Source organism: Mesorhizobium sp. B2-3-13, from assembly GCF_006442195.1.
GTDB classification, from domain to species: Bacteria; Pseudomonadota; Alphaproteobacteria; order Rhizobiales; family Rhizobiaceae; genus Mesorhizobium; species Mesorhizobium salmacidum.
The window spans coordinates 75,947-99,854 of the sequence record NZ_VFVQ01000007.1 but is presented as its reverse complement, the minus strand read 5'-3'; the positions used below and the strand labels follow the sequence as shown (position 1 = coordinate 99,854).

The 23,908-nt window shown below is 62.6% G+C and carries 24 protein-coding genes; 4 read left to right on the top strand and 20 right to left on the bottom strand.

Annotation, left to right across the window (positions count from 1 at the left end; all coding sequences use genetic code 11):
- Positions 1–4: 4 nt before the first annotated feature.
- The 3 genes from FJ941_RS10610 to FJ941_RS10600 all read right to left on the bottom strand — a co-directional run bounded on the left by FJ941_RS10610 (position 5) and on the right by FJ941_RS10600 (position 1,978).
- On the bottom strand, positions 5–778 hold the full coding sequence (locus FJ941_RS10610; protein ID WP_140505283.1) for an anti-sigma factor: 774 nt from the start codon (positions 776–778) through the stop codon (positions 5–7).
- Positions 775–1,293: a sigma-70 family RNA polymerase sigma factor gene (locus FJ941_RS10605; protein WP_246673766.1), complete on the bottom strand. Its 519-nt coding sequence runs from the start codon at positions 1,291–1,293 to the stop codon at positions 775–777. The genes FJ941_RS10610 and FJ941_RS10605 overlap by 4 nt, the downstream gene beginning before the upstream one ends.
- Positions 1,294–1,384: 91 nt before the next feature.
- Entirely contained in the window at positions 1,385–1,978 is a 594-nt protein-coding gene (locus FJ941_RS10600) for a histidine phosphatase family protein (RefSeq protein ID WP_140505280.1), read from the bottom strand.
- Between the two features lie 127 nt (positions 1,979–2,105).
- On the opposite strand from FJ941_RS10600, the gene FJ941_RS10595 reads away from it, so the two are divergent.
- On the top strand, positions 2,106–3,290 hold the full coding sequence (locus FJ941_RS10595; protein ID WP_140505527.1) for an amino acid aminotransferase: 1,185 nt from the start codon (positions 2,106–2,108) through the stop codon (positions 3,288–3,290).
- 89 nt (positions 3,291–3,379) lie between these two features.
- Positions 3,380–4,204: a nucleoside triphosphate pyrophosphohydrolase gene (gene mazG, locus FJ941_RS10590; protein WP_140505279.1), complete on the top strand. Its 825-nt coding sequence runs from the start codon at positions 3,380–3,382 to the stop codon at positions 4,202–4,204.
- A gap of 61 nt (positions 4,205–4,265) precedes the next feature.
- On the opposite strand, the gene hflX is transcribed toward mazG, so the two are convergent.
- The 8 genes from hflX to dusB all read right to left on the bottom strand — a co-directional run bounded on the left by hflX (position 4,266) and on the right by dusB (position 14,400).
- Positions 4,266–5,657: a GTPase HflX gene (gene hflX, locus FJ941_RS10585; protein ID WP_140505277.1), complete on the bottom strand. Its 1,392-nt coding sequence runs from the start codon at positions 5,655–5,657 to the stop codon at positions 4,266–4,268.
- Positions 5,658–5,903, bottom strand: a complete 246-nt coding sequence (gene hfq, locus FJ941_RS10580; protein ID WP_006202172.1) for an RNA chaperone Hfq — start codon at positions 5,901–5,903, stop codon at positions 5,658–5,660.
- A gap of 144 nt (positions 5,904–6,047) precedes the next feature.
- Positions 6,048–6,911: a D-amino-acid transaminase gene (locus FJ941_RS10575; RefSeq protein ID WP_140505276.1), complete on the bottom strand. Its 864-nt coding sequence runs from the start codon at positions 6,909–6,911 to the stop codon at positions 6,048–6,050.
- Positions 6,912–7,009: 98 nt separating this feature from the next.
- Entirely contained in the window at positions 7,010–8,371 is a 1,362-nt protein-coding gene (locus FJ941_RS10570) for a sigma-54 dependent transcriptional regulator (protein WP_027142744.1), read from the bottom strand.
- Complete coding sequence (locus FJ941_RS10565) at positions 8,361–10,646, bottom strand: PAS domain-containing sensor histidine kinase (protein ID WP_181166015.1); 2,286 nt, start codon at positions 10,644–10,646, stop codon at positions 8,361–8,363. Before FJ941_RS10565 ends, FJ941_RS10570 begins: the two co-directional genes overlap by 11 nt.
- A gap of 129 nt (positions 10,647–10,775) precedes the next feature.
- The gene (gene ntrC, locus FJ941_RS10560; protein ID WP_027142746.1) at positions 10,776–12,236 is read right to left on the bottom strand and encodes a nitrogen regulation protein NR(I); all 1,461 of its coding nucleotides are present in this window, start codon (positions 12,234–12,236) and stop codon (positions 10,776–10,778) included.
- The gene (locus FJ941_RS10555) at positions 12,233–13,375 is read right to left on the bottom strand and encodes a nitrogen regulation protein NR(II) (RefSeq protein WP_027142747.1); all 1,143 of its coding nucleotides are present in this window, start codon (positions 13,373–13,375) and stop codon (positions 12,233–12,235) included. The genes ntrC and FJ941_RS10555 overlap by 4 nt, the downstream gene beginning before the upstream one ends.
- Entirely contained in the window at positions 13,372–14,400 is a 1,029-nt protein-coding gene (gene dusB, locus FJ941_RS10550; protein WP_140505274.1) for a tRNA dihydrouridine synthase DusB, read from the bottom strand. The genes FJ941_RS10555 and dusB overlap by 4 nt, the downstream gene beginning before the upstream one ends.
- A gap of 140 nt (positions 14,401–14,540) precedes the next feature.
- Here dusB and FJ941_RS10545 point away from each other — a divergent pair, with 140 nt between their 5' ends.
- Both FJ941_RS10545 and FJ941_RS10540 read left to right on the top strand, forming a co-directional pair.
- Positions 14,541–15,770, top strand: coding sequence for a bifunctional 2-C-methyl-D-erythritol 4-phosphate cytidylyltransferase/2-C-methyl-D-erythritol 2,4-cyclodiphosphate synthase (locus FJ941_RS10545; RefSeq protein WP_140505272.1), 1,230 nt, complete (start codon positions 14,541–14,543; stop codon positions 15,768–15,770).
- Complete coding sequence (locus FJ941_RS10540) at positions 15,767–16,276, top strand: CinA family protein (protein WP_140505270.1); 510 nt, start codon at positions 15,767–15,769, stop codon at positions 16,274–16,276. Before FJ941_RS10545 ends, FJ941_RS10540 begins: the two co-directional genes overlap by 4 nt.
- On the opposite strand, the gene FJ941_RS10535 is transcribed toward FJ941_RS10540, so the two are convergent.
- From FJ941_RS10535 to FJ941_RS10495, 9 genes are all read right to left on the bottom strand, one after another.
- Positions 16,252–16,710 carry a type II toxin-antitoxin system RatA family toxin gene (locus tag FJ941_RS10535; protein ID WP_140505269.1) on the bottom strand — a complete coding sequence of 153 codons (459 nt, stop codon included), beginning with the start codon at positions 16,708–16,710 and terminating at the stop codon, positions 16,252–16,254. The two genes, FJ941_RS10540 and FJ941_RS10535, sit on opposite strands and share 25 nt — an antisense overlap.
- A gap of 114 nt (positions 16,711–16,824) precedes the next feature.
- Positions 16,825–17,790 carry a lipoyl synthase gene (gene lipA / locus FJ941_RS10530; protein WP_140505267.1) on the bottom strand — a complete coding sequence of 322 codons (966 nt, stop codon included), beginning with the start codon at positions 17,788–17,790 and terminating at the stop codon, positions 16,825–16,827.
- Positions 17,791–17,926: 136 nt separating this feature from the next.
- Positions 17,927–18,184 (bottom strand): GlsB/YeaQ/YmgE family stress response membrane protein, encoded by a 258-nt coding sequence (locus FJ941_RS10525; RefSeq protein ID WP_140505266.1) that lies wholly within the window; start codon positions 18,182–18,184, stop codon positions 17,927–17,929.
- 99 nt (positions 18,185–18,283) lie between these two features.
- Positions 18,284–19,747 carry a dihydrolipoyl dehydrogenase gene (lpdA, locus tag FJ941_RS10520; RefSeq protein WP_140505264.1) on the bottom strand — a complete coding sequence of 488 codons (1,464 nt, stop codon included), beginning with the start codon at positions 19,745–19,747 and terminating at the stop codon, positions 18,284–18,286.
- A gap of 16 nt (positions 19,748–19,763) precedes the next feature.
- Positions 19,764–20,399, bottom strand: coding sequence for an SGNH/GDSL hydrolase family protein (locus FJ941_RS10515; protein WP_140505263.1), 636 nt, complete (start codon positions 20,397–20,399; stop codon positions 19,764–19,766).
- Entirely contained in the window at positions 20,396–20,815 is a 420-nt protein-coding gene (locus FJ941_RS10510) for a hypothetical protein (RefSeq protein ID WP_140505261.1), read from the bottom strand. Before FJ941_RS10510 ends, FJ941_RS10515 begins: the two co-directional genes overlap by 4 nt.
- A gap of 13 nt (positions 20,816–20,828) precedes the next feature.
- A complete protein-coding gene (locus tag FJ941_RS10505) occupies positions 20,829–22,196 on the bottom strand; it encodes a pyruvate dehydrogenase complex dihydrolipoamide acetyltransferase (protein WP_140505260.1) in 1,368 nt (455 codons plus the stop codon).
- Positions 22,197–22,199: 3 nt separating this feature from the next.
- Positions 22,200–22,487 (bottom strand): hypothetical protein, encoded by a 288-nt coding sequence (locus FJ941_RS10500; RefSeq protein WP_140505258.1) that lies wholly within the window; start codon positions 22,485–22,487, stop codon positions 22,200–22,202.
- A 12-nt stretch (positions 22,488–22,499) separates the two neighbouring features.
- On the bottom strand, positions 22,500–23,897 hold the full coding sequence (locus tag FJ941_RS10495; protein WP_140505256.1) for a pyruvate dehydrogenase complex E1 component subunit beta: 1,398 nt from the start codon (positions 23,895–23,897) through the stop codon (positions 22,500–22,502).
- Positions 23,898–23,908 lie beyond the last annotated feature (11 nt).

Genomic DNA, 23,908 nt, shown 5'->3' with positions numbered 1-23,908 from the left:
TGGGTCAGTAAAGCGTTCTGGCGAGCGTTTCGGCGGCGCGGTCGAGATCATGAACCCCGCTCTTCGCGACAACCGCATAGGCGACATCGCCGACCTGGAAATAGGCCGAGGAGATATCGCCCGAGGGCGCGAAGGTCGGTTTGACCACATCGAAAGTGCCCGGCCGGATCGCGAACAGCGACACCAGGCCCATCTCCTTCGTTTCAACCGCGATCTCGACGCTCGGGCCGAAGCGCGACGGATAGATCTGCACGTCGCGGACCTTCCAGTCCTTCGGCAGCGACGGCATGACGATGGCGGTGGCGGCGCGGATCTCGCCGGCGTTGTAATTGGGCGCCTCGGCCTGCGAGGGCATGTTTTCGCGCAGCAACGTCGTCCTGTGTGCCTGGACAGCCTCGTCGACATAGGCGGGCAGCTGCGGCGAAGCGACGACCTTTGTCACCGACATCGGCCCGACGATACCGTTGGCGAGCCAGCCGGCGGCAACGAAGGCGGCGACGGCCGCGGCGCGTTGCAGCACGCCGAAGATGCGACCCCGGCCAAGTCCCCTCTCTAGCCGCCGCGCCGCATCGGCCGTCGCCGGCCGCGCCATGCCCTCGGAGCCGGCCAGCGCCACGCGCAGTTCGTCGCGGGTGCGCAGATCAGACATCACGCGCGCGGCCGCCTCCGGACGCGCGGACAGGAAAGCCTCGACCTCGATGCGGCGGGCGACATCAAGCTGGTCGTCGACATAGGCGTCGAGATCGGCGTCCGTAACCGGGTCGACAAGAGCGGTCATGAGTCACCTCCAACGATCCTGAGATGATTTTGGCCCCGCGCTGGCGCTTCTTCCATCTGGCGCAAGGCCGCGCGCGCCCGGCCGATACGCGACATCAGCGTACCCAGCGGCACGCCACTGGCGTTGGCGGCCTGCTGATAGGAGAGCCCCTCGATGGCGACCAGATGCAGCGCCGAGCGCTGCTCTTCCGGCAGGCTGAAAAAGGCTTCGCGCACCTGCGCCAGGCGCACGGAATGTTCCTGCGGCGCCGGCGTGCTGCCGTCGGCCAGATATCCGGCTTGTTCGAGACGTGCCGCTTCCGAGCGGCGCGAACGCATGCGGTCGATGAAGGTGTTGTGGACGATCGACAGCAGCCATGCCCGCAGGTTTCCGCCGGAGCGGAAGGTGCCGCGCCGCTCATAGGCGCGCACCAGCGCGTCATGCACGAGATCCTCGGCCTCGACGCCGTCGCGCGTCAGCGCGCGCGCGTAGCGCCGCAGCGACCCGAGCTGTCCTATGATGTCAAAGCGTGGCATCGACGGTTTCATGTCCTGTTTACGGAGCATGTGGGGGTTTTAATCCCGGGGCCACTTTTCTTTGCTGGAGGATATCGCCGCGGCTCGCGTCTCAGCTCCCAAGCGGTTTTGCCGGTTTGAGAGCTGTTACGCCGCAGGCGCGCAGCATCCACCTGCGGCCATCGCTGCGAAAATCGGTGATGCTCAGCGGCTCGACGTCGATCTTCCAACTGGCGGCAAGCGGCGCGCTGAGAACATGCAGGATCGCGGTGCGGATGACGCTGGCGTGCGTCACAGCGATCGTGTGACCACGTTCGGCGATCAATCGATCCATCAATCCAGCGGCCCGTTGGGCAACGTCGGCCAGCGATTCACCACCATAGGGGGCCGCATTCGGATCCGTGCGCCAGGCGGCGATCTCGTCCGGCTGTTGCGCCTGCACCTCGTCGAAGCTCTTGCCTGCCCATCGACCGTAGTTCTGGTCTGCCAGCATCGGATCGACAGACGCATCCAGCGATAGCGCCTCCGCGGTCTGACAGGCGCGAAGCGCCGGCGCTGTCCACACACGGTCGGCCCGACGCAGCGTCCCGCGCACCGCCTTTGCCAATGTCAGCGATCGTGGCTCCAGCGGTTCATCCGAAGGAAACGATCCTTTCCGGGTCGCCGCCGTGGCGCCGGCGCAGATCATGGTCAGACGGACGAGCATGGAGCATGCTTCCTCTGAAGTTTGTGGAAGCTGCAACAGGTGCCGCCTTTCGCGTCGGCGCACCGAAACCTCTGGTGAAACCTGGCCAATTTGCGTATCACTCCGCCGCGCCAATGGAACCATAATGATGTTCGAAGACCTGCAGCCAGCTCCCGCCGACAAAATTCTTGCGCTGATCGGCCTCTATCGCGCCGATCCACGCCCTGGCAAGGTCGACCTCGGCGTCGGCGTCTACAAGGATCGCGACGGCAAGACGCCGGTCATGCGCGCCGTGCGCGAAGCCGAGAAGCGGCTGCTGGAGGGACAGGATAGCAAGACCTATCTCGGCCTTGCCGGCGATACCGCTTTCAACACTGTGATGGCCAAGCTCGCCTTCGGTCCGGGTGCGGACCTGTCGCGCATCCGTGCGGCACAGGCGCCCGGCGGTTCCGGCGCGCTGCGGCTGGTAGCGGAATTGCTCAAGCGCACACGGTCGGACGCGACAGTCTGGGTCTCCGACCCGACCTGGCCGAACCATATGCCGGTGATGCGTGCCGCCGGCTTGCGGATTCGCGAATACCCTTATTTCGATGCGGCCTCGGGTGCGGTTCGTTTCGACGACATGCTGGCGGCATTGCGGACGGCCGACAGCGGCGACGTGGTGCTGCTGCATGGCTGTTGCCACAACCCGACCGGCGCCAATCTGGATGCGGCTCAGTGGGAGGCCGTCACGGATCTGATGGTCGAGCGTGGCTTGCTGCCGTTTGTCGACATCGCCTATCAGGGCTTTGGTGACGGCCTCGAGGCCGACGCCCTCGGCTTGCGGCTACTGGCCGCGAAAGTCCCGGAAATGGTCATTGCGTCGAGCTGCTCGAAGAATTTCGCCGTCTACCGCGACCGCGTCGGCGCGGCGATGGTCCTGGCCAGGGACGGCGCGCAGGCAGACGTCGCGATGAGCCAGATGCTGTCGGCGGCGCGCGCTATGTATTCGATGCCGCCGGACCATGGTGCGGCCGCGGTGCGCATCGTGCTGGAGGACGCCACGCTGCGTGCCGACTGGGAAGCAGAGCTCGAAGAGATGCGCCTGCGTATGCTGAGGCTTAGGGTCGCGTTCGCCGAGGCGCTGCGCCGGCAATCCAATTCCGACCGCTTCGACTTCGTTGCCAGTCATCGCGGCATGTTCTCCCGGCTTGGCCTCACGGAAGCGCAGGTCGAACGGCTGCGCGCCGAGCACGCTGTCTACATGGTCGGCGACAGCCGCATCAACGTGGCCGGCCTGCCCGAGGACGGCATGGATGACCTCGCCAAGGCGATCGTTTCCGTGCTCGACTGACGAAGCGGATGCAGTGCAATTGTGGACAAGGTCCCCTCGCCGGCTGACAGCGTTGGCAGTGCGGCGGTTCGCGCTGTAGCATCCGCTACATGACGTCATCGAAAGACATTTCACGCCTGATCGAGATCATGGCGGCGTTGCGCGCGCCGAAGACCGGCTGCCCGTGGGACATCGAGCAGAATTTCTCCACCATCGCCCCCTATACGATCGAAGAGGCCTATGAAGTGGCGGACGCCATCGCGCGCGGCGATCTCGACGACCTGCGCGACGAGCTTGGCGACCTCCTGCTGCAGGTCGTCTACCATGCCCAGATGGCGCAGGAGGCCGGTGAATTCGCGTTCCCTGACGTGGTCCAGGCCATCACCACCAAGATGATCCGCCGCCATCCGCACGTCTTTGGCGACGAGAAGGCTCGCAGCGCCGGCATGGCCAAGGGCATGTGGGAGAAGATCAAGGCGCAGGAGAAGGCCGAGAAGCGGCAAGCCCGCCTCGCGCGCGGCCTCGACCCGGAGGACAATGGCAAGGGATTCCTGGACAGTGTTCCGGTCGCGCTGCCCGCCTTGACGCGAGCCTTGAAGCTTCAGGAAAAGGCCGCCCGTGTCGGCTTCGACTGGAGCGAGGCTGCTCCTATCCTGGATAAAATCGAAGAAGAGATCGGGGAGCTGCGCGAGGCTCTGGCCAAGGGCGAAACGGCTGAGATCAAGGACGAGTTCGGCGACATGTTGTTTGCCGTCGTCAATCTCGGTCGTCACCTCAAGATCGATTCGGAGGCGGCGCTGAGCGGAACGAACGAAAAATTCCGCTCGCGCTTTCACTATGTCGAGCAGGCCCTGGAAAAATCAGGCGGCTCGCTAGAGGAAGCTACCCTGGAGGAAATGGAAGCGCTCTGGCAGGATGCAAAAACCGCGAAGTAAGCCTATAGCTCGGCAATCCTAGACAAAAGCCGCGATACACTTTCCCTGGAATTGCCGCGCCTTAGCCGTTGTTTTTGCGGCGCAACCGGCTTTCGATCTCTTCACGGGCGCTTTGCGTGGCCTGGAGCGAGATGGTGGCGCTGCCGTCGTCATTGTCGGTTCGCGAAACGACATCACCATTGCGGTAGAGCCAGTCGAGAAGCCCGAACTGGGCCGGCTCGATCGTCACCGTCAGATCTTGCAGCTCGCCGGCCATCCGCGTTTCGATGATCGCTTTCAGCGCATCGATGCCCTCGCCTGATACCGCCGATATTGCGATTGGCGGCTCCTTGCTGCCGTCGGCGCCGTCGGCGAGCAGCCGCTGCCTGTTGCCTTCGTCCAGCAGGTCGATCTTGTTCCAGACTTCGATCACGCGCTTGGTGTCGCTGGCGTCGACGCCGAGGTCGGCGAGGATGCGCTCGACATCCTCGGCCTGCGCCGCCGTGTCGGGATCGGAAATGTCGCGCAGATGGAGGACGAGATCGGCCTCGACCACCTCTTCCAAGGTCGCCCGGAAAGCCGCGATCAGATGCGTCGGCAGGTCCGAGATGAAGCCCACCGTGTCGGAAAGGATAATCGGCGTTCCATGCGGCAGGCGCACGCGGCGCAGTGTCGGATCAAGCGTGGCAAACAGCATGTCCTGCGCCAGCACCCCTGCTCCGGTCAGCTTGTTGAACAACGTCGACTTCCCGGCGTTGGTGTAGCCGACGATCGCCACCACTGGAAACGGCACCTTCTTGCGCTTGGCGCGATGCAGGTCGCGAGTGCGGCGCACGGTTTCCAGCTCATGCTTCAGCTTTATGATCTTTTCCTGCAACTGACGCCGATCGGATTCGATCTGCGTTTCACCGGGGCCGCCGAGGAAGCCGGCACCACCACGCTGACGCTCCAGGTGGGTCCAACTGCGCACTAGGCGGCCCTTCTGGTAATTGAGATGGGCAAGCTCGACCTGCAGCGTGCCTTCCTTGGTGCGCGCCCGCTCGCCGAAGATCTCCAGGATCAACCCCGTGCGATCCAGCACCTTGGCGTTGAATTCCTTCTCGAGATTGCGCTGCTGCACCGGGGTCAGGGGATGGTCGACAATGACCACTTCCGCGTGACCCTCCTTCACGATTTGGCCGAAGTCCTCGACCTTGCCGCTGCCGAGCAACGTCGCCGGACGTGGATCGTTGACGGTTACGACCGCCGTATGGATCAGATCGAGGTTGATGGCTCGGGCAAGGCCGACTGCTTCGTCGTGGCGCGCCTCGGCCGAGCGCGTCAGCCGGGGACGGCTCGTGTCATCGTCATTACGCGGTTGGCGGGTAAGCACGGGCACAATGACAACGGCCCTGGTCGGACCTTTGGCTTCCGTCCCGGGATGATGCGCTGGTTTTCCGCGAACCGTGCCGTCCGCGTCCTTCTCACGTGCCAATCAGGCGCCCTGGCTTTCCTCGCCATCGAACATCTGAACCGGCTGGCTCGGCATGATCGTGGAAATGGCGTGCTTGTAGACGAGCTGGGAGTGGCCGTCGCGGCGCAACAGGACGCAGAAGTTGTCGAAGGAAGTGACCACGCCGGTCAGCTTCACGCCGTTGATAAGGAAGATGGTGAGCGGGTTCTTGCTCTTGCGAACTGAATTCAGGAACAGGTCCTGAAGGTTTTGCGATCGTTCCGCCATTGTTTTTGTCTTTCGCCGATCCCCTTCGGTTTGCAGCCAATGCGCCAAATTAACGGGCACATGTCAAGCGCGCAAACACCCTCTTGCCGTCAGTAACGACAAGCAGAACGAGATATATTGATGTTCATTCCACCTGTGCGGTTATCAGGCTGGACTTTTTTCCGCAATGTCAAAAAAGGCCTGCCGCAACGAAAGTGTTATTGAGCCGGGGTGCCCATTGGCTATGGGATCACCGTCAATGGTCACGATTGGCATGGCAATAGTCGTCGCCGAACTGATGAATGCTTCGCGAGCCGTCTTGGCCTCGGCAACGGAAAATCCACGCTCCTCGATCTTCAGGCCAAGTTTCGCCGCGACTTCGAACATGGTGGTGCGCGTGATTCCGCGCAGAATGCCATGTTCGGCCGGCCTGGTGACCAGAACCCCATCCCTGGTAACGATCCAGGCGTTCGACGAGCCACCTTCCTTGACGTTGCCATCCGTGTCCACGAACCAGGCTTCCTGAGCGCCGGCCTCCTTGGCCTTCTGCTTGGCCAATACATTGGGCAGCAGCCCGGTGCTCTTGATGTCGACACGGTCCCAGCGGTTCTCGGGTACGGTGATGACGGCGATACCAGTCTCAGCCCGTTTCGTGCCGGCGGCAGGATCCGCCTTCCTGGCGGTCACCACCAAGGCCGGCTTCGTGTCCGCCGCCGGAAAGACGAAATCGCGGCTGGCGACACCGCGCGTCACCTGAACATAGACCAGACCGTTGACGACACGATTACGGTTGACCACCTCGCGCAGGATCAGCGGCAACACATTGCGTGTCACCGGCCAGGTGATCGACAGTTCGGTCAGTGAGCGGTTCAGCCGGGCAAGGTGCCGCGGCATGTCGACGATGAAGCCGCGCGCCACCTCGCAGACCTCATAGACGCCATCGGCGAATTGATAGCCGCGATCCTCGATATGCACGGAAGCGTCGGCATGAGCGACGTAGCGCCCGTTGACATAGGCAATGCGCGGCATTGGCGACCCCTGGAAAATTCTCGGGCTTTCTTATGCGATTCCGCCGCCGCCGTAACCGGCAAATGCTTGGCCCAGGCGCATCTCACGGACGCCGCGCGTCAGACGCCCAGCGACTTCAGCTTGCGATGCAAGGCGGAGCGCTCCATGCCGATGAACTCGGCCGTCTTCGAGATGTTGCCGCCGAACCGGTTGATCTGGGCGATCAAGTAGTCCTTTTCGAACTGCTCTCGTGCCTCGCGCAGGGGAAGCGCCATAATGTGCTGGTCCGACTGGTTGGGCGTGCGCGGCATGACATCGCCGATTTCGGACGGCAGCAGATCCGCGGTGATCGGCGCGTCGACGTCCTCGCCGCGCGCCAGGATCATCAGCCGCTCGACATTGTTGCGCAGCTGACGCACGTTGCCCGGCCAGTTGTGCGCCTGCAGCACGGCCAGCGCATCGTCGCCGATACGCCGCGGCTTGATGCCGGCCTGGCGGGCGATCTGCTTCATGAAATTGTCGACGAGATAGGGAATGTCCTCGCGCCGCTCGGCCAGCCCCGGCACCATGACCGGAACCACGGCGAGACGGTGGTAAAGATCCTCGCGGAAGCGCCCGTCGGCGATCATCGCCTCCAAGTTCTGCGAGGTCGAGGAAATGATGCGGACATCGACCTTGACCCGCTTTGTGCCGCCCACCCGCTCGAACTGCTGTTCGACCAGAACGCGCAAAATCTTGTTCTGCGTCTCGCGCGGCATGTCGGCCACTTCGTCGATGTAAAGAATGCCGCGATGGGCTTCCTCCAGCGCTCCCACCTTGCGTTCGACCCCGTTCGATTCGGTGCCGAACAGTTCGATCTCCATGCGTTCGGGCGTGATGTTGGCGGCGCTCAGCGTCACGAAGGGCGCGCCCTTGCGGGTCGACAGCGTATGGATGGCGCGGGCCGCCAGTTCCTTGCCCGAGCCGGAGGGACCAATAATCATCACGCGGCTGTTGGTCGGCGCGACGCGCTCGATGGTCTGGCGCAACTGGCTCATCGCCGACGACATGCCGATCAGGTCGAAGGTCTCGCCGCTGCGCAGCTTGAGGTCGGAAACCTCGCGGCGCAATTTCGAGGTCTCGAGCGCACGTTCGGCAATGAGGATCAGCCTGTCGGCCTTGAATGGCTTCTCGATGAAGTCATACGCGCCGCGACGGATGGCGGAAACCGCAGTTTCGATGTTGCCGTGGCCTGAAATCATCACCACGGGTAGGTTCGGGTGCATAGTCTTGATCTCGTCCAGCAACGCCAATCCGTCCAGGCGCGAGCCTTGCAGCCAGATGTCCAGGAAGATCAGCCTCGGCGCTCGATCGGCGATGGCCGCCAGTGCGCTGTCGGCATCGAATGCCGTGCGGGTTTCGTGACCCTCGTCGCTCAGGATGCCTGCGACGAGTTCCCGGATGTCTTCCTCGTCATCGACGATGAGAATATCAGACGCCATTATCGACCTTTTCAGTTTCTCTTTCGTGGTCCGCCCTGCTTTCGCCGCGCGGCAGCGCGGCGGCTGCGGGCGGCAGGATGACGCTGATCATCGCGCCGCGCCCGCCGTGGAAATCCGCAGGTGCATCATGGAGCTCCAGCCTGCCGCCATGGTCCTCCACGATCTTCTTGACGATAGCGAGACCAAGCCCGGTGCCCTTTTCACGTGTGGTCATATAAGGCTCCAGCAACCGTTGGCGATTCTCGCGCGGCAGGCCCTTGCCGTTGTCGATGACGTCGATGCGAATCGCGCCATTCTGACGCCCGGCTTGAATCCGGATTATGCCGTGCGAACCGTCCTTCTGTTCCAGTCCGTCGATCGCTTCGGCCGCATTCTTGATCACATTGCCGAAGGCCTGGGCCATCAACCGGCTGTCGAAAGTGCCCTTGAGCGGCTCATTGCCGAATATCCGCTCGAACGTGATATCGGCGCGGCTGACTTCGACCAGGAAGGAAGCTTCGCGCAGTGATTCGCGCAGGTCGATGGCCTTCATCTCGGGCTTTGGCATGCGCGCGAAAGCCGAGAACTCGTCGACCATGCGGCCGATGTCCTCCACCTGCCGGATGATAGTGTCGGTACACTGGTCGAAAACTTCGCGGTCTTCGGTGATGACCTTGCCATAGCGGCGCTTGATACGCTCGGCGGAAAGCTGGATCGGGGTCAGTGGATTCTTGATCTCGTGGGCAATGCGTCGCGCCACGTCGGCCCAGGCGGATGAACGCTGGGCCTGAACCAGATCAGTGATGTCATCCACCGTCACGACATAGGATTTTTCTTCAGAGCCGTCGTCGCCGGCCTCGATGGTGACTTGCACATTGAAGGTCCGCTCGGCGCCGGCGCGATAGAAAGTCACCTGCTCGCGGTAGACCGGCTTGCCGGACTTGCGTCCAATCTCGAAGACACGGCCGACATGCGGCAGGATCGCGGAAAGGTTTTGCCCAAGTGCCGCGCTGGCGGAAATGGCCAGCATCGATTCGGCAGACCGATTGACGATGGTGATGATGCCGTAAGGGTCGACGCCGATGACGCCGGCGGTGACACCGGCAAGCACGGCTTCCGAAAAACGCCGCCTCTCGTCGATCAGGTCCTTCGCCGACAGGATCTCGTTGCGCTGTGATTTGAGCTCCAGCAGCATCTTGTTGAAGGTATCGCCGAGCGAGGCGACATCGCCATCGGACGGCCGCACCGGCACCGCGACATCGAGATTGCCGGTCGCGACTTCATCGGCGGCGCCGATCAGCTGACGGATTGGCCGCACCAGCCGGTCGGCGACGGCTATGCCGGTCCAGATCGCCGACAGGATAATGATCAGGGTCAACGACAGGTAGGGCAGCGCAAATGCCACTTGCGAGGTGCGCCTGTTGTCCTCGAGATTGCGATACTCGTCGGTGTTGGACCTGACGATCTGCCGCGCCTTGATCACCTCTGGGTCGACCAGACGGATGGTGTAGAGATAGAGGCCCTCGATCTCACGCAACTTGACGATGGCGCCCATGATGTTGCGCGTGCGCGGCTCGATCAGGACCGGCTTGCCGTCGGTGGCAGTGGCAACCGCGCCTTCCGGCGGTTCCGGCATGGCGAAATCGGCATCGGTCTTGGCGCTCATGACGAAGGAGCCGTCGGGCTTGATCAGCGCGGCGTGCGCCAGCGAGCGGCCTACGGCTTCCTTGTTCATGAGATCGAGAAAGCCGGTGCGATCGAGGCCATAAAGCGAGCGGGAGGCATCGAGATCGTAGGCCATCGACAATGTCGTGCCCTGCAGGTTGCGCGCGTTCTCCTGCACATAGGCGTCGGCGATCGAGAGTGAAGAATTGACGATTGTCTTGGTGCGAATCTCAAACCAGCGATCAAGGCCGATATCGAGTGTGATCGAGGCGATGATCGCCACCATGATGGCGGGAATGGCGGCAACCAGCGCGAACATGGCAACGATGCGCACATGCAGGCGCGAAGCCGCCTTGCCATGGCGGCGGGCCATGACGATGCGATGCACCTCGCGCCCGACCAGCGCAATCAGGAAGACCACGAAGGCGGCGTTGAGTGCGATCAGCGCCCATGTTGCCTTGGCGTCCGGCGCAATCGGCGTCGCTCCGACCAGTATGGCGAACGAAATAGCCGCCATGGCCAGGGCGCCGACGACCGCGATCACGCCGGGCAGCGCCAGCAGCCGGCGTCCGTCGCGCGCGCCGGGTTCGCTGAAAAGCGGTTGGTTGAGTACAGGTGTCTGCGGAGCCATGTCGCCGTGTAGAGCCAGTGATTGCATCCGATCTATGCAACGCATTGTGGCGATTATGCAACAAGTGTGACGGCGACGGGACTCTTTCCCCGTTCGGTCCCCTGAAAAGATCGTGTGCCCGGCGCCGGCTCAGGTCTGGCGGGATGACTTGTAGACGTTGACGCCCAATTCGCGAATCTTCTTGCGCAAGGTGTTGCGGTTGAGGCCCAAGAGCTCCGCGGCCTTGATCTGGTTGCCGCGGGTTGCCGTCATCGAAGCCAGCACCAACGGATATTCGACTTCGGACAGAATGCGCTCGTAGAGACCGGCGGGCGGCAATTCGCCCGCGAAGGAGGCGAAATAGCGCTGCAGGAAGTGCTCCACTGCCTGGCCAATGGAAAGATCGTCGGGAATGAGGTTGCCGGCGCCTGGTACCACCGGGCGCTCACCTGTCTTGAGCTCCGCCTCGATGATCTCGGCGGAAATCTCGTCCTGCGAATAAAGCGCGGCAAGCCTGCGAACGAGATTTTCCAGTTCGCGCACATTGCCTGGCCATGGATAGCGCTTCATCAGTTCGATGCCGCCGGAAGAGATACGCTTGGTCTGCAGCCCCTCCATTTCGCCAAGCTTGAAGAAATGGCGCACCAGATCGGGCACATCCTCGGAGCGCTCGCGCAGCGCCGGCAACCTGAGCGGCACGACGTTGAGGCGATAGAAAAGGTCTTCGCGGAAGAGGCCCTGGTTGATCAGCGTGCGCAGGTCCTTGTTGGTGGCAGCGACGATGCGCACATCGGTCTTGATCGGCGTGCGGCCGCCGACCGTCGTGTACTCGCCCTGCTGCAGGACGCGCAGCAGGCGCGTCTGGGCCTCCATCGGCATGTCGCCTATCTCGTCGAGGAACAGCGTGCCGCCCTCTGCCTGCTCGAAGCGGCCGGTCGAGCGGTTCTGCGCTCCGGTGAACGCGCCCTTCTCGTGGCCGAACAATTCCGATTCGATCAGGTCGCGCGGGATCGCCGCCATGTTGATGGCAACGAATGGACCGCCACGGCGGCGTCCATACTCATGCAGCGCGCGCGCCACCAGTTCCTTGCCGGTGCCCGATTCGCCCGAGATCATGACCGTCAGGTCGGTCTGCATCATGCGCGCCAGCATGCGGTAGATGTCCTGCATGGCGGCCGAACGGCCGACCAGCGGCATCGTCTCGGGCTGCTCTTCTTGCCGGGCATCGATCTTCGGCCGCCGGGGCTCGGATAGCGCGCGATTGACGATGTTGAGGAGTTCGGTCAGGTCGAAGGGCTTCGGCAGATATTCGTAGGCGCCCGTCTCGGAAGCGCGGATCGCCGTCATGAACGTGTTCTGGGCGCTCATGACGATGACGGGCAGTTCCGGCCGCGCCTTCTTGATGCGCGGCAGCATGTCGAAAGCGTTCTCGTCCGGCATCACGACGTCGGTGATGACGAGGTCACCCTCGCCTGCCGCCACCCAACGCCACAGGGTCGAGGCGTTGGAGGTGACGCGCACCTCGTGACCGACACGCGACAGGGCCTGATTGAGTACGGTGCGGATCGCCGCATCGTCGTCGGCGACGAGAATATTGCCGCGAACCGTCATTTGCGGTCTCCTTCGCCGTCTTGATCGGCGCCCAGCGCCGTTTCTTTCCAGGCTGGCATCAGGACCCGGAACGTTGTCGCGCGCGGCGTCGAATCGCATTCGATGATGCCGCCATGTTCGCCGACGATCTTGGCCACCAGCGCCAGCCCAAGCCCCGAGCCGTTCGGCTTGGTGGTGATGAAGGGATCGAACAGGATCGGCAGGATATCTTCCGAGACGCCGGAACCATTGTCGCGCACGCAGAACTCCAGCGGCAGCGATACGCGGTCCTGCGTGCCCGGGACCGAAACCCGAATACCGGGCCGGAAGGCGGTGGACAGCACGATTTCGCCCTGCGGATCGCTGCCGATTGCCTCGGCGGCGTTCTTGATCAGGTTGAGGAACACCTGGATCAGCTGGTCGCGGTTGGCGAATACCGGAGGCAACGAAGGATCATAATCCTCCAATATCTTGATTTTCTTCGCGAAACCATTCTTTGCGATCGCTTTCACGTGATCGAGCACGACGTGGATGTTAACGGGATAGCGATCGATCGGCCGCTCGTCGGAAAACACCTCCATACGGTCGACCAGCGAGACGATGCGGTCCGTCTCGTCGGTGATCAGTCGCGTCAGCGCACGATCCTCATCGGATGCGGACAGTTCGAGCAGCTGGGCAGCACCCCTGATACCGGAGAGCGGGTTCTTGATCTCATGCGCCAGCATCGCCGCCAGGCCGGTCACCGAGCGCGCGGCGCCGCGATGCGTCATCTGCCGGTCGATCTTATCGGCCATCGACCGCTCCTGGAACATGACGACGACGGAGCCCGGAAATTCCGGCACCGGCGCGACATAGAGATCGACGACCTTTTCGATGCCGAGGCGCGGTGACGAGACGTCGACCCGATACTCGTTGACGGGCGCGCGGCGCTCGCGCACCTGGTCGACCAGCGTCAGCAACGGGCTGCCGAAGGGTATCAGCTTGGACAGGGTGTTGCGCGCCAGCATGGTCGCGCTGGAGCGAAAGAAATCCTCGGCATCGGCGTTAGCGAAGGTGATAAAGCCTTCCTCGCTGAGCATGATCACCGGGCGGCGGATCGTGTTCAGCACGATCTGGGCGGCATCGGCCATTTCGGTGCCCTGGCCAGCGGTGGCGGTCATGCGGCGCTCCGCAGGTTCAAGGTTTGCGGATCGCGCGAAAACACATCGCGCAGCAAGGTAATGACGCGAGCCGGCTCGAGTGCGGTCATTATCGCTTTTCTACTCTCGCCAGCGACACCGCCGGCATGTCGATCGAGATACCAGCCCAGATGCTTGCGCGCCTGCCGCAGGCCGCTCTCGATGCCGTAAAGCGCCAGTATGTCCTCGTAATGGGCGACGACATAGTCGGCGAGCCCTTGCGGGGTCTCGGGAATGCCGGATGAAAATGTCCCGCCGGCAGCCGCAGCGATGCTGCCGGCGACCCACGGCGCGCCATAATGGGCGCGGCCGACCATCACTGCGTCGGCGCCGGACTGTTCGAGAATGACCGAGGCTTCAGCCTGGGAGCAGACATCGCCATTGGCGACGACCGGGATGGAAACGGCCTCCTTGACGCGAGCGATGGCGCGCCAATCCGCCTTGCCCTGGTAGAACTGGCAGCGTGTACGACCGTGAACCGTGACCATCCTGACGCCCGCCTGCTCGGCACGGCGGGCCAGGACGGGAGCGTTAAGTGCGGCGTCGTCCCAACCCAGTCGCATCTTGACCGTTACCGGCACCTTGACGGCGGCGACAACGGCCTCGATCAGCGAGAGCGCGTGGTCGAGGTCCAGCATCAATGCCGAGCCGGCATAGCCACCGGTGACCTTCTTGGCCGGACAGCCCATATTGATGTCGATGATGTCGGCGCCCTCGCCGGCGGCGATCCGTGCGCCTTCAGCCATATGCCTGGCTTCGCGGCCGGCAAGCTGCACCATATGGACGGGCAGGCCGGAATGACGTATGCGCAGGTCGCAGCCGACCCTGCCCTTGGCGAGTTCGCCGCTGGCCACCATTTCGGACACGACCAGACCGGCGCCATGCGCATGGGCGCGCTGTCTGAACGCCTCATCAGTAATCCCGGACATCGGCGCGAGGAAGACGCGGTTGCGGATTCTCACGCCGCCGACGTCGAGAGGCGCGGCCAATCTGATCAAGTTAACCATGCACAAAAACCAAGCATGTCCATTCGTTGCACATTCTCTAGCCAGATCGAGAGAAATGTGCAACGCGGAATGACGCCACATTAAGGCGCAATTGGGAAAATGCTGGCCTTCGGCCTTAGCCGCGACTAGGACCAGACTGAATGACTGGCGCAACTGAAAATCAGGCTCCGGATCCGGGTGGCAAAGTCGCGGTGGTTATCGTCGCGGCCGGTCGCGGCGCGCGTGCCGGACAGACTGATGGCCCGAAGCAATATCAACGAATTGGCGGACGTGCCGTCATCGCTCGTGTCATAGATATTTTTTTGGCGCACCCGCTTATCGGCCGGATCGTCGTGGCCATTCATGCCGAGGACCAGGAGCTTTTTCGGCAAGCAGTCGGCACCGATGCCGATCGGGTGACGGCAATCGCCGGAGGCGCAACCAGACAGGATTCGGTTCGGCTCGGGCTGCACGCGCTAAGAAGCTACGCGCCGGACAAGGTCCTCATCCACGACGCCGCGCGCCCCTTTGTCGACATGGATCTGATCGACCGCACCATCGCGGCCATCGGCGAGGGCGAAGGCGCGCTTCCCGCCTTGCCCGTTGCCGACACGCTGAAACGCGAATCGGCCACCGGCATGGTCGGCGAAACAGTCCCCAGGAGCGGGCTGCACGCGGCGCAAACGCCGCAAGGCTTTCCCTTCCTCGCGATCATGACGATGCATGAGGAAGCCTATAACAGAGGCAAAACCGACTTTACCGACGACGCGTCGATCGCTGAATGGATGCAAATGCCGGTGAAGCTCGTTCCCGGCTCGCCCGACAATGTCAAACTCACATGGGCACGGGACATCGCCATGGCGCATCAGCGACTTTCCAGCGAGCGGGCACACTTTCCCGACATCCGCACCGGCAATGGCTATGACGTCCATGCCTTCGAGCCCGGCAACCATGTCACGCTCTGCGGCGTGGCCATTCCGCACGACAGAAAATTGTCGGGCCATTCCGACGCCGATGTCGGCCTGCATGCCCTGACCGACGCGCTGCTGGCGACTTGCGGGGCCGGCGACATCGGCACGCACTTCCCGCCTTCCGATCCGCAGTGGAAAGGTGCTGCGTCGCGGATATTCGTCGAACATGCGGCAAGGCTGGTGCGCGAGCGCGGCGGGCGCATCGCCAATGCCGACATCACGCTGATCTGCGAGGCACCGCGTGTCGGCCCGCACCGCGAGGCGATGACGGCGGTCCTTTCCCAGATGCTAGGCATTTCCGCCGACCGCATCTCGATCAAGGCGACAACCAACGAGAAGCTCGGCTTCGTCGGCCGCGAGGAAGGCATCGCGGCGATCGCAACCGCCAGCGTGGTGTTTCCCGGCGAGGTTCCGGAATGACCAACAGCGACCTGGCAATCGCCCTGTTTGAGGCCTGCCGGGAGCGCGGCATCATGCTGGCGACCGCGGAAAGCTGCACCGGCGGCATGATCATTGCCGCGCTGACCGATATTGCCGGCTCTTCGTCCGTGGTCGATCGCGGCTTCATCACCTATTCCAATGAAGCCAAGATGGACATGCTCGGCGTGCGCGCCGCCACGCTTGACGCGCATGGCGCGGTTTCTCGCGAGACAGCGATCGAAATGGCAGCCGGCGCGCTCGCCCGTTCACGCGCCGGGCTGACCCTGGCCGTCACCGGCATTGCCGGTCCGGGTGGCGGTTCTAGGGAAAAGCCGGTCGGGCTGGTCTGGTTTGGCGTTGCGGTGAACGGCCAGCCGGTGACGGCTGAATACAAGCTGTTTGCCGACAATGGCCGAAACTTCATCCGCCGGGAAACGGTCAACCATGCACTCGAGCTCGGCTTGCAGGCGCTTGGCGCGAGTCAGGCCGCCGGTGTCTTGCCGTAGATGACGTCGGCGCGTTTTTCGAAAGCCTCGGCGAACATGCGGAAGGCACGGTCGAACATCGTGCCCATCAGCGCACCCAGGATGCGGCTCTTGAATTCATAGTCGATGAAGAAGCGCACGGTACAGCCGGCACCGTCTGGCTCGAAACGCCAGACATTGCTCAGATATTTGAACGGGCCATCAATGTATTTCACATCGATTGCGTTGTCTTCGGGCTTGAGCAGCACCTGCGTCGTGAAGGTCTCCCGGATCGCCTTGTAGCCGATGCTCATATCGGCCACGAGGATGGTGCGTCCGTCACGCTCCTTGCGCGAGCGGACCGTCAGCGCTTCGCAAAGCGGCAGGAATTGCGGGTACGTCTCGATGTCGGCGACCAGCGCGAACATCTGCTCAGGCGTGTGGGCGACGCGGCGGGTGGCTTCGAATTTCGGCATGAAACCGGCCCTAAAGCACGTCGCGTCGAAACGGAGTCATGCGACGCGCTTCAGAGTCTTTGTCGTTATGCACGTCGTTCTCCCAAAACCGAGGTCACTTTTGGGCGACATGCATTAGAGCGCTTTCATGAGCTGCGCTTCGCGCGCCGCGCGCAGCCGGGCGAAATCGTCGCCGGCGTGATGCGACGAGCGCGTCAGCGGGCTCGACGCCACCAGCAGGAAACCCTTGGTCTTGCCGATCGTCTCGAAGGATTTGAATTCCTCGGGCGTGACGAAACGGATCACCGGATAGTGCTTTTTCGACGGCTGCAGGTATTGGCCGATGGTCATGAAGTCGACATTGGCCGAGCGCAGATCGTCCATCAACTGCAGGATTTCATTCCGCTCCTCGCCCAGACCCACCATGATGCCGGACTTGGTGAAAATCGACGGATCGAGTTCCTTGACCCGCTGCAGCAGCCGGATCGAGTGGAAATAGCGGGCGCCCGGCCGGACCTTCAGATAATTCGACGGCACAGTTTCGAGATTATGGTTGAAGACGTCGGGCCTGGCCGCCACGACGATCTCCAGCGCCCCGTCCTTGCGCAGGAAATCCGGCGTCAGGATTTCGATCGTCGTCAGAGGCGTTGCCGCCCGAATCTCACGGATGACATCGGCGAAGTGCTGCGCACCGCCATCGGCGAGATCGTCGCGGTCAACCGAGGTGATGACGACATGGGTAAGGCCCATCTGCTTGACGGCATGCGCGACCCGGGCCGGTTCGTCGGGATCGAGCGCGGTCGGGATGCCGGTGGCGACATTGCAGAAGGCGCAGGCGCGCGTACAGATCTCGCCCATGATCATGAAGGTGGCGTGCTTCTTTTCCCAGCACTCACCGATATTCGGGCAACCGGCCTCTTCGCATACGGTCACCAGCTTGTGCGATTTCACGATCTCGCGTGTCTCGGCATAACCTTTCGAAACCGGCGCCTTGACGCGGATCCAGTCCGGCTTGCGCAACACCTCCTGGTCGGGCTTGTGCGCTTTCTCGGGATGCCGCAGCCGCGGCGCGTTGGCGATCGTGTCGAGGACAGTGACCATCTGAACCCTGGCTTTTCTCGCGACCGCTCGTCGGCGATCGTCACTTTCACGTCATCTAGGACTTTTCAACACAAAGAAAAAGGCTGCGGCGGCGCATGCCGCCACAGCCGTTTTGGCATAGCCGGAGCGATATCGATTAACGGCGCACCAGACGACCGACCCAGATCAACAGGCAGGCACCGATAAAGCCGGTGATCAGATAGGCGGTCCAGCCGACGCCGAACACGCCGATGTTGAGCGCCTGCAGGATGGCATTCAGCACCACAGCGCCAACGATGCCCATGATAATATTCATGAATATGCCGGTGTTGCTCTTCATAACCTTTTCGGCCAACCAGCCTGCCAGGCCGCCGATGATGATGGCTGCGATCCAGCCCACGCCGTTCAAGTGCATATGCCTTCTCCTTGCGCGAGTAAAAATGCATCCGGAAACGAACTGCCTCGCCGTCGCAATCTCGCGACTTTCGAAGCTGAGTCTCCTGCGGCGAATCTATCATGCGTTCAAGGCGCGGCCATAGGCGTCGAGCACGCTTTCCTTCATCATCTCCGACAGCGTCGGATGAGGGAAGATCGTGTGCATCAGCTCTTCCTCGGTCGTTTCGAGGTTCATCGCCACGACAAAGCCCTGGATCAATTCGGTGACTTCGGCGCCGACCATATGCGCTCCGAGCAGCTGACCGGTCTTCTTGTTGAAGATGGTCTTGATGAAGCCTTGGTCCTCGCCAAGCGCGATCGCCTTGCCGTTGGCGGCGAACTGGAAGCGGCCGACGCGGATGTCCTTGCCTTCGGCCTTGGCCTTGGCTTCCGTCAGGCCAACCGAGGCGACCTGCGGATTGCAGTAGGTGCAACCGGGGATCTTGAGCTTGTCTATGGCGTGAACACCGGGGAAATTCGCGATCTTCTCGACGCACACGACGCCCTCGTGCTCGGCCTTGTGGGCAAGCATCGGCGGGCCGGCGACATCGCCGATGGCGTAAATGCCAGGCACATTAGTCTTGCCGTAACCGTCGATGACGACGCAACCGCGATCGGTTTTCACGCCGAGTGCTTCAAGGCCGAGGCCCTCGATATTGCCCTGGACGCCGACGGCGGAGATCATGCGGTCGGCTGATATCTTCTCGACCTTGCCGTCCTTCATCTCGACATGCGCGGTGACCGAGTTAGCCCCCTTCTCGACCTTGGTCACCTTGGCTTCGAGGATAATCTTCATGCCTTGCTTCTCGAACTGCTTTTGCGCGAACTTCGAGACTTCGGCGTCCTCGACAGGCATCACGGCCGGCAGCAGCTCGACGACTGTCACATCCGCGCCCATGGTGCGGTAGAAGGAGGCGAATTCGATGCCGATGGCGCCCGAACCCATCACCAGCAGCGACTTCGGCATCTCCTTGGGCATCATGGCTTCGAAATAGGTCCAGATCAGCTTGCCATCCGGCTCGATGCCGGGCAGTGCGCGCGGCCGGGCGCCAGTCGCCAGGATGATGTGCTTGGCGGCGTAGGTGCCCTCGCCCTTGACGCCTTTCGGCACCGGCGGCTGCGGTTCCATCGGCTTCTTGGCCGTCTTGGAAACAACGATCTCACCCAATTTATCACCGGAAGGAGGCCTCGATAGCTTGGCCTCACCCCAGATAACGTCGACCTTGTTCTTCTTCATCAGGAAGGCAACGCCGCCATTGAGCCGCAGTGACACTTTCCGCGACCGATCGACCACTGCCGCCGTGTCGGCGCTGACCTTGCCGTCCAGCTTTAGGCCATAGTCCTTCAGGTGATCCGAATAGTGCATGATCTCGGCCGAACGCAGCAGCGCCTTGGTCGGGATGCAACCCCAGTTCAGGCAGATGCCGCCGAGATGCTCGCGCTCGACGATCGCCGTCCTGAAGCCGAGCTGGGCGGAACGCACCGCCGTGACATAGCCGCCGGGACCGGAGCCGATGATGATGACGTCGTAGTTCTCAGCCACGGTTTTTCTCCTTCAATCACAATTCCAGCATGACGCGCACGACCGAAGTCAGCGCCTCGCCGATGTTTCGCGTGTTTTCGGCGTCGAGGTGGACACCGTCGAGAGGTGTGGTTTGCGCCACGGTGGCTGCATCGAAGAAGCCGCAGCCGGCTTCGTCGGCAAGCGTCGAATACTGCCCTGCGAGCTGCGCCGAGGCGTCATCGCCGCCGGCAAACATCTCCTTGAAATCGGCATTCTCGGTGCGGCTTACAACAGGTGGCGAAACGATCAGTATCTGCGGCGCCGGCCAGTCGAACGGATAGTCGTGGCCACGCACGATGTCGATCAGCCGCTGGATGCCTTGCTTGGCCGCAACCGGGTTGCCATGGATCCATGGCTTCATGTCGTTGGCGCCGAGCATGATGACAATCAGGTCGATCGGCGCATGCGTCGTCAGCACCGTCGGCAGCAGCCGCGCACCGTTGCGGTCGGCTCCGGCCAGATGATCGTCGAAGGCGGTGGTGCGGCCGTTGAGGCCGTCGGCGATAACCTGAACGCCTTCGCCGAGGCCAGCTTGCAGCACGCTTGGCCAGCGATCCTCGAGCGCATGACGCCCGCCTTCGGCATTGTAACCCCATGTCAGCGAGTCGCCGTAACAAAGAACCGTCTTCATCCGTTCAACCCGTCTATGTCGGCCACACCGCGCTTCACGCGCCAGCGCACGAACAACCAATGGATGATGATCGTCACCAGGCCCGGCAGACCGAGACCGGCAACCACCGGCATGTCTTTCCTGACCACCGCGGCGCTGCTGTCGCTGTAGAGGATCAGCGCGACCAAGAGGAGGAGCAGCGCCACAAATACAATCAGCGTCCACTTTCCCGCCGTCGCCACGGCCGCGACCGGATCGTTCGTCAATTGCGCGACGAAGAAGACGAAGGTGACGACAAAAGTCACCAGCACCGAGAACATGAAGACGATGATGTATTCTTCCTCGGCACCGGTGGCGACGGCCAACCATTGCGCGATCAGCCCGCCGGCCAACCCGGAAATGAGAAAGGCAAAAAGGCTGGTGAAGAATATTCGCACAGCCTTTTCCTTCCTAGACCAGCATGCCCATCGGATTTTCGATCAGCTTCTTGAAGGCGACCAGCAGTTCGGCCCCCAGGGCTCCGTCGACGGCGCGATGATCGGTCGACAGCGTCACCGACATCACCGTGGCTATTTTGATCTCGCCGTTCTTGACCACCGCCCGCTCCTCGCCGGCGCCGACCGCCAGGATCGTCGCATGCGGCGGGTTGATCACCGCGGCAAAATCCTTGATGCCGAACATGCCGAGATTGGAGACCGCCGTCGTACCACCCTGATACTCCTCGGGCTTCAGCTTGCGGCTGCGGGCGCGGCTGGCCAGATCCTTCATCTCGTTGGAGATGACGGACAGCGTCTTTTCGTCCGCATGCCGGATGATCGGCGTGATCAGGCCACCGGGGATCGACACGGCAACGCCGACATCGGCATGCTTGTGCTTGACCATGGCGCTCTCGGTCCACGAGGCATTGGCATCCGGCACCGCCTTCAGCGCCATGGCCATCGCCTTGATCACCATGTCGTTGACCGACAGCTTGTAGGCAGGCGCCTCACCCTTGTCGGTCTTCTTCACCGGCGCGGCGGCATTGAGTTGCGTGCGCAGGGCCAGCAGCGCATCGAGTTCGCAGTCGAGCGTCAGGTAGAAATGCGGGATGGTGGTTTTGGCTTCGACCAGGCGCCGCGCGATGGTCTTGCGCATGTTGTCATGCGCAATGAGTTCGTAGGAGCCTTCCTCGAACAGCTTCAGCACCTGGTCGTCCGACATTGGCTTCACCGCCGGCGCGGCGGCTGGTGCGCCAGCCGGAGCCTTGGCGGCGGGCGCTGCCTCGGCACCACCGCCGGCGATCGCGGCATCCACGTCTGCTTTCACCACCCGGCCATGCGGGCCGGTGCCGGATATGGCTGAAAGGGTGAGGCCCGCCTCCTTGGCGATGCGGCGTGCGAGCGGCGATGCAAAGGTGCGGTCGCCAGCCGCCTGACCATCGGCAGTGGCTGGAGCTGCCGAGGCAGGCTCGAGCTTCGACGCCTCGGTCTTTGGTGTCTCGGCCTTTGATGCCTCGGGCTGCGGCGCTTCAGCCTTGGCGGCTTCCTTCGCCGGTGCGGCATCGCCACCGCTTTTGGCGGCAGCCCCCGCATCCTCGCCTTCGGCGGCAAGCACGGCGATCAGCGCGTTGACCTTGACGCCTTCGGTTCCGGCCGGCACGACGAGCTTGGCAACCGTACCCTCATCGACAGCCTCGACCTCCATCGTCGCCTTGTCGGTCTCGATCTCGGCGATGACATCGCCCGGCGAAACCTTGTCGCCTTCCTTGACCAGCCATTTTGACAGATTGCCTTCTTCCATCGTGGGCGACAGGGCCGGCATGGTGATGTTGATAGGCATCGCTCACTCCTGGATGAATTTGAAAAGGCCACGCATGACGGTCAGCGTGGCGACAATGAACACGGGTGGCAAGACACCGAAATGGTAGCTGCCCTTGCCCATCTCGAGGACCATCATGCTGCCGGTCTGGTCGACCTTTGCGGAAGCAGTTGCCACAATAGCAAGAACCAGCGACGCGGCACCGCTGAGCATCAACAAAACCGCATCGAACTTCCCGGTCATCGATCGCACGAAAAATGCGACCACGACAGTGGGAACAATGATGGCTGCCAACGTCCAGAAAGACAGCATCCGCATTGCTCCCTAGCGATATGTGACCGCCTTAACCGCCTCGATGACCTCGCCGACATTCGGCAATGCCAGCTTTTCGAGGTTGGCCGCATAGGGCATCGGCACGTCCTTGCCGGCAATGGTGATGACCGGCGCGTCGAGGAAATCGAAGGCGCGTTGCGAGACCTGGTTGGCGATATGGTCGCCGACCGAATTCTGCGGGTAGCCTTCTTCGACCACGACCAGCCGGTTGGTTTTCTTGACCGAGGCGATGACGGTGTCGAGATCGAGTGGACGGATGGTCCTGAGGTCGATGATCTCGGCATCGATGCCGATGCCGCGCAGCTCGGCTTCAGCCTTGACGGCATAGGTCATGCCGATGCCGAAGGAGACGATGGTGACGTCCTTGCCTGCCTTGTGGATGCGCGCCTTGCCGATCGGCAGCACGAAATCATCCAGCTTCGGCACGTCGAAGGATTGGCCGTAGAGGATCTCATTCTCGAGGAAGATAATCGGGTTCGGATCGCGGATCGCCGCCTTGAGCAAGCCCTTGGCGTCGGCCGCCGTATATGGCATCACGACCTTCAAGCCCGGAATGTGGCTGTACCAGGCGGCATAGCACTGCGAGTGCTGCGCGGCGACACGGGCCGCCGCGCCGTTCGGCCCCCGGAACACGATCGGCGCGCCCATCTGGCCGCCCGACATATAGAGCGTCTTGGCAGCCGAATTGATAATCTGGTCGATCGCCTGCATGGCGAAGTTGAAGGTCATGAACTCGACGATCGGCTTCAGCCCAGCCATCGCCGCACCGACGCCAACGCCGGCAAAACCATGTTCGGTAATCGGCGTGTCGACGACGCGACGCGGCCCGAATTCCTGCAGCAGGCCTTGCGTGATCTTGTAGGCGCCCTGGTATTCGGCGACTTCCTCGCCCATCACGAAGACATCACCGTCGCGGCGCATTTCCTCCGCCATGGCATCGCGCAACGCCTCGCGCACCGTGGTCGAGACCATCTCGGTGCCGGCAGGAATATCGGGATCGGCGGCGATTTCCGTTTTCGGTGCGGCCGCGACGGGTGCGGCGGCTGGCTTTGCCACCTCCGCCTTGTCCTCGGCCGGCGCTTCCGCCATTGCCGGTGCTTCCGCCTTGGCGGGAGCCGCGGACTTGCCGACATCGGCCGCGCTCTCGCCGTCCTGCAGCAGAACGGCGATCGGCGTGTTGACCTTGACGCCTTCGGTGCCGGCGGCGATCAGGATCTTGCCCAACGTGCCTTCATCGACGGCTTCGACTTCCATCGTCGCCTTGTCGGTTTCGATTTCGGCGAGCACGTCACCGGCGACGACCTTGTCGCCCTCATTCTTCAACCATTTGGAAAGATTGCCCTCTTCCATGGTCGGCGAGAGCGCGGGCATGAGAATTTCGATCGGCATGTCCTGGCCCT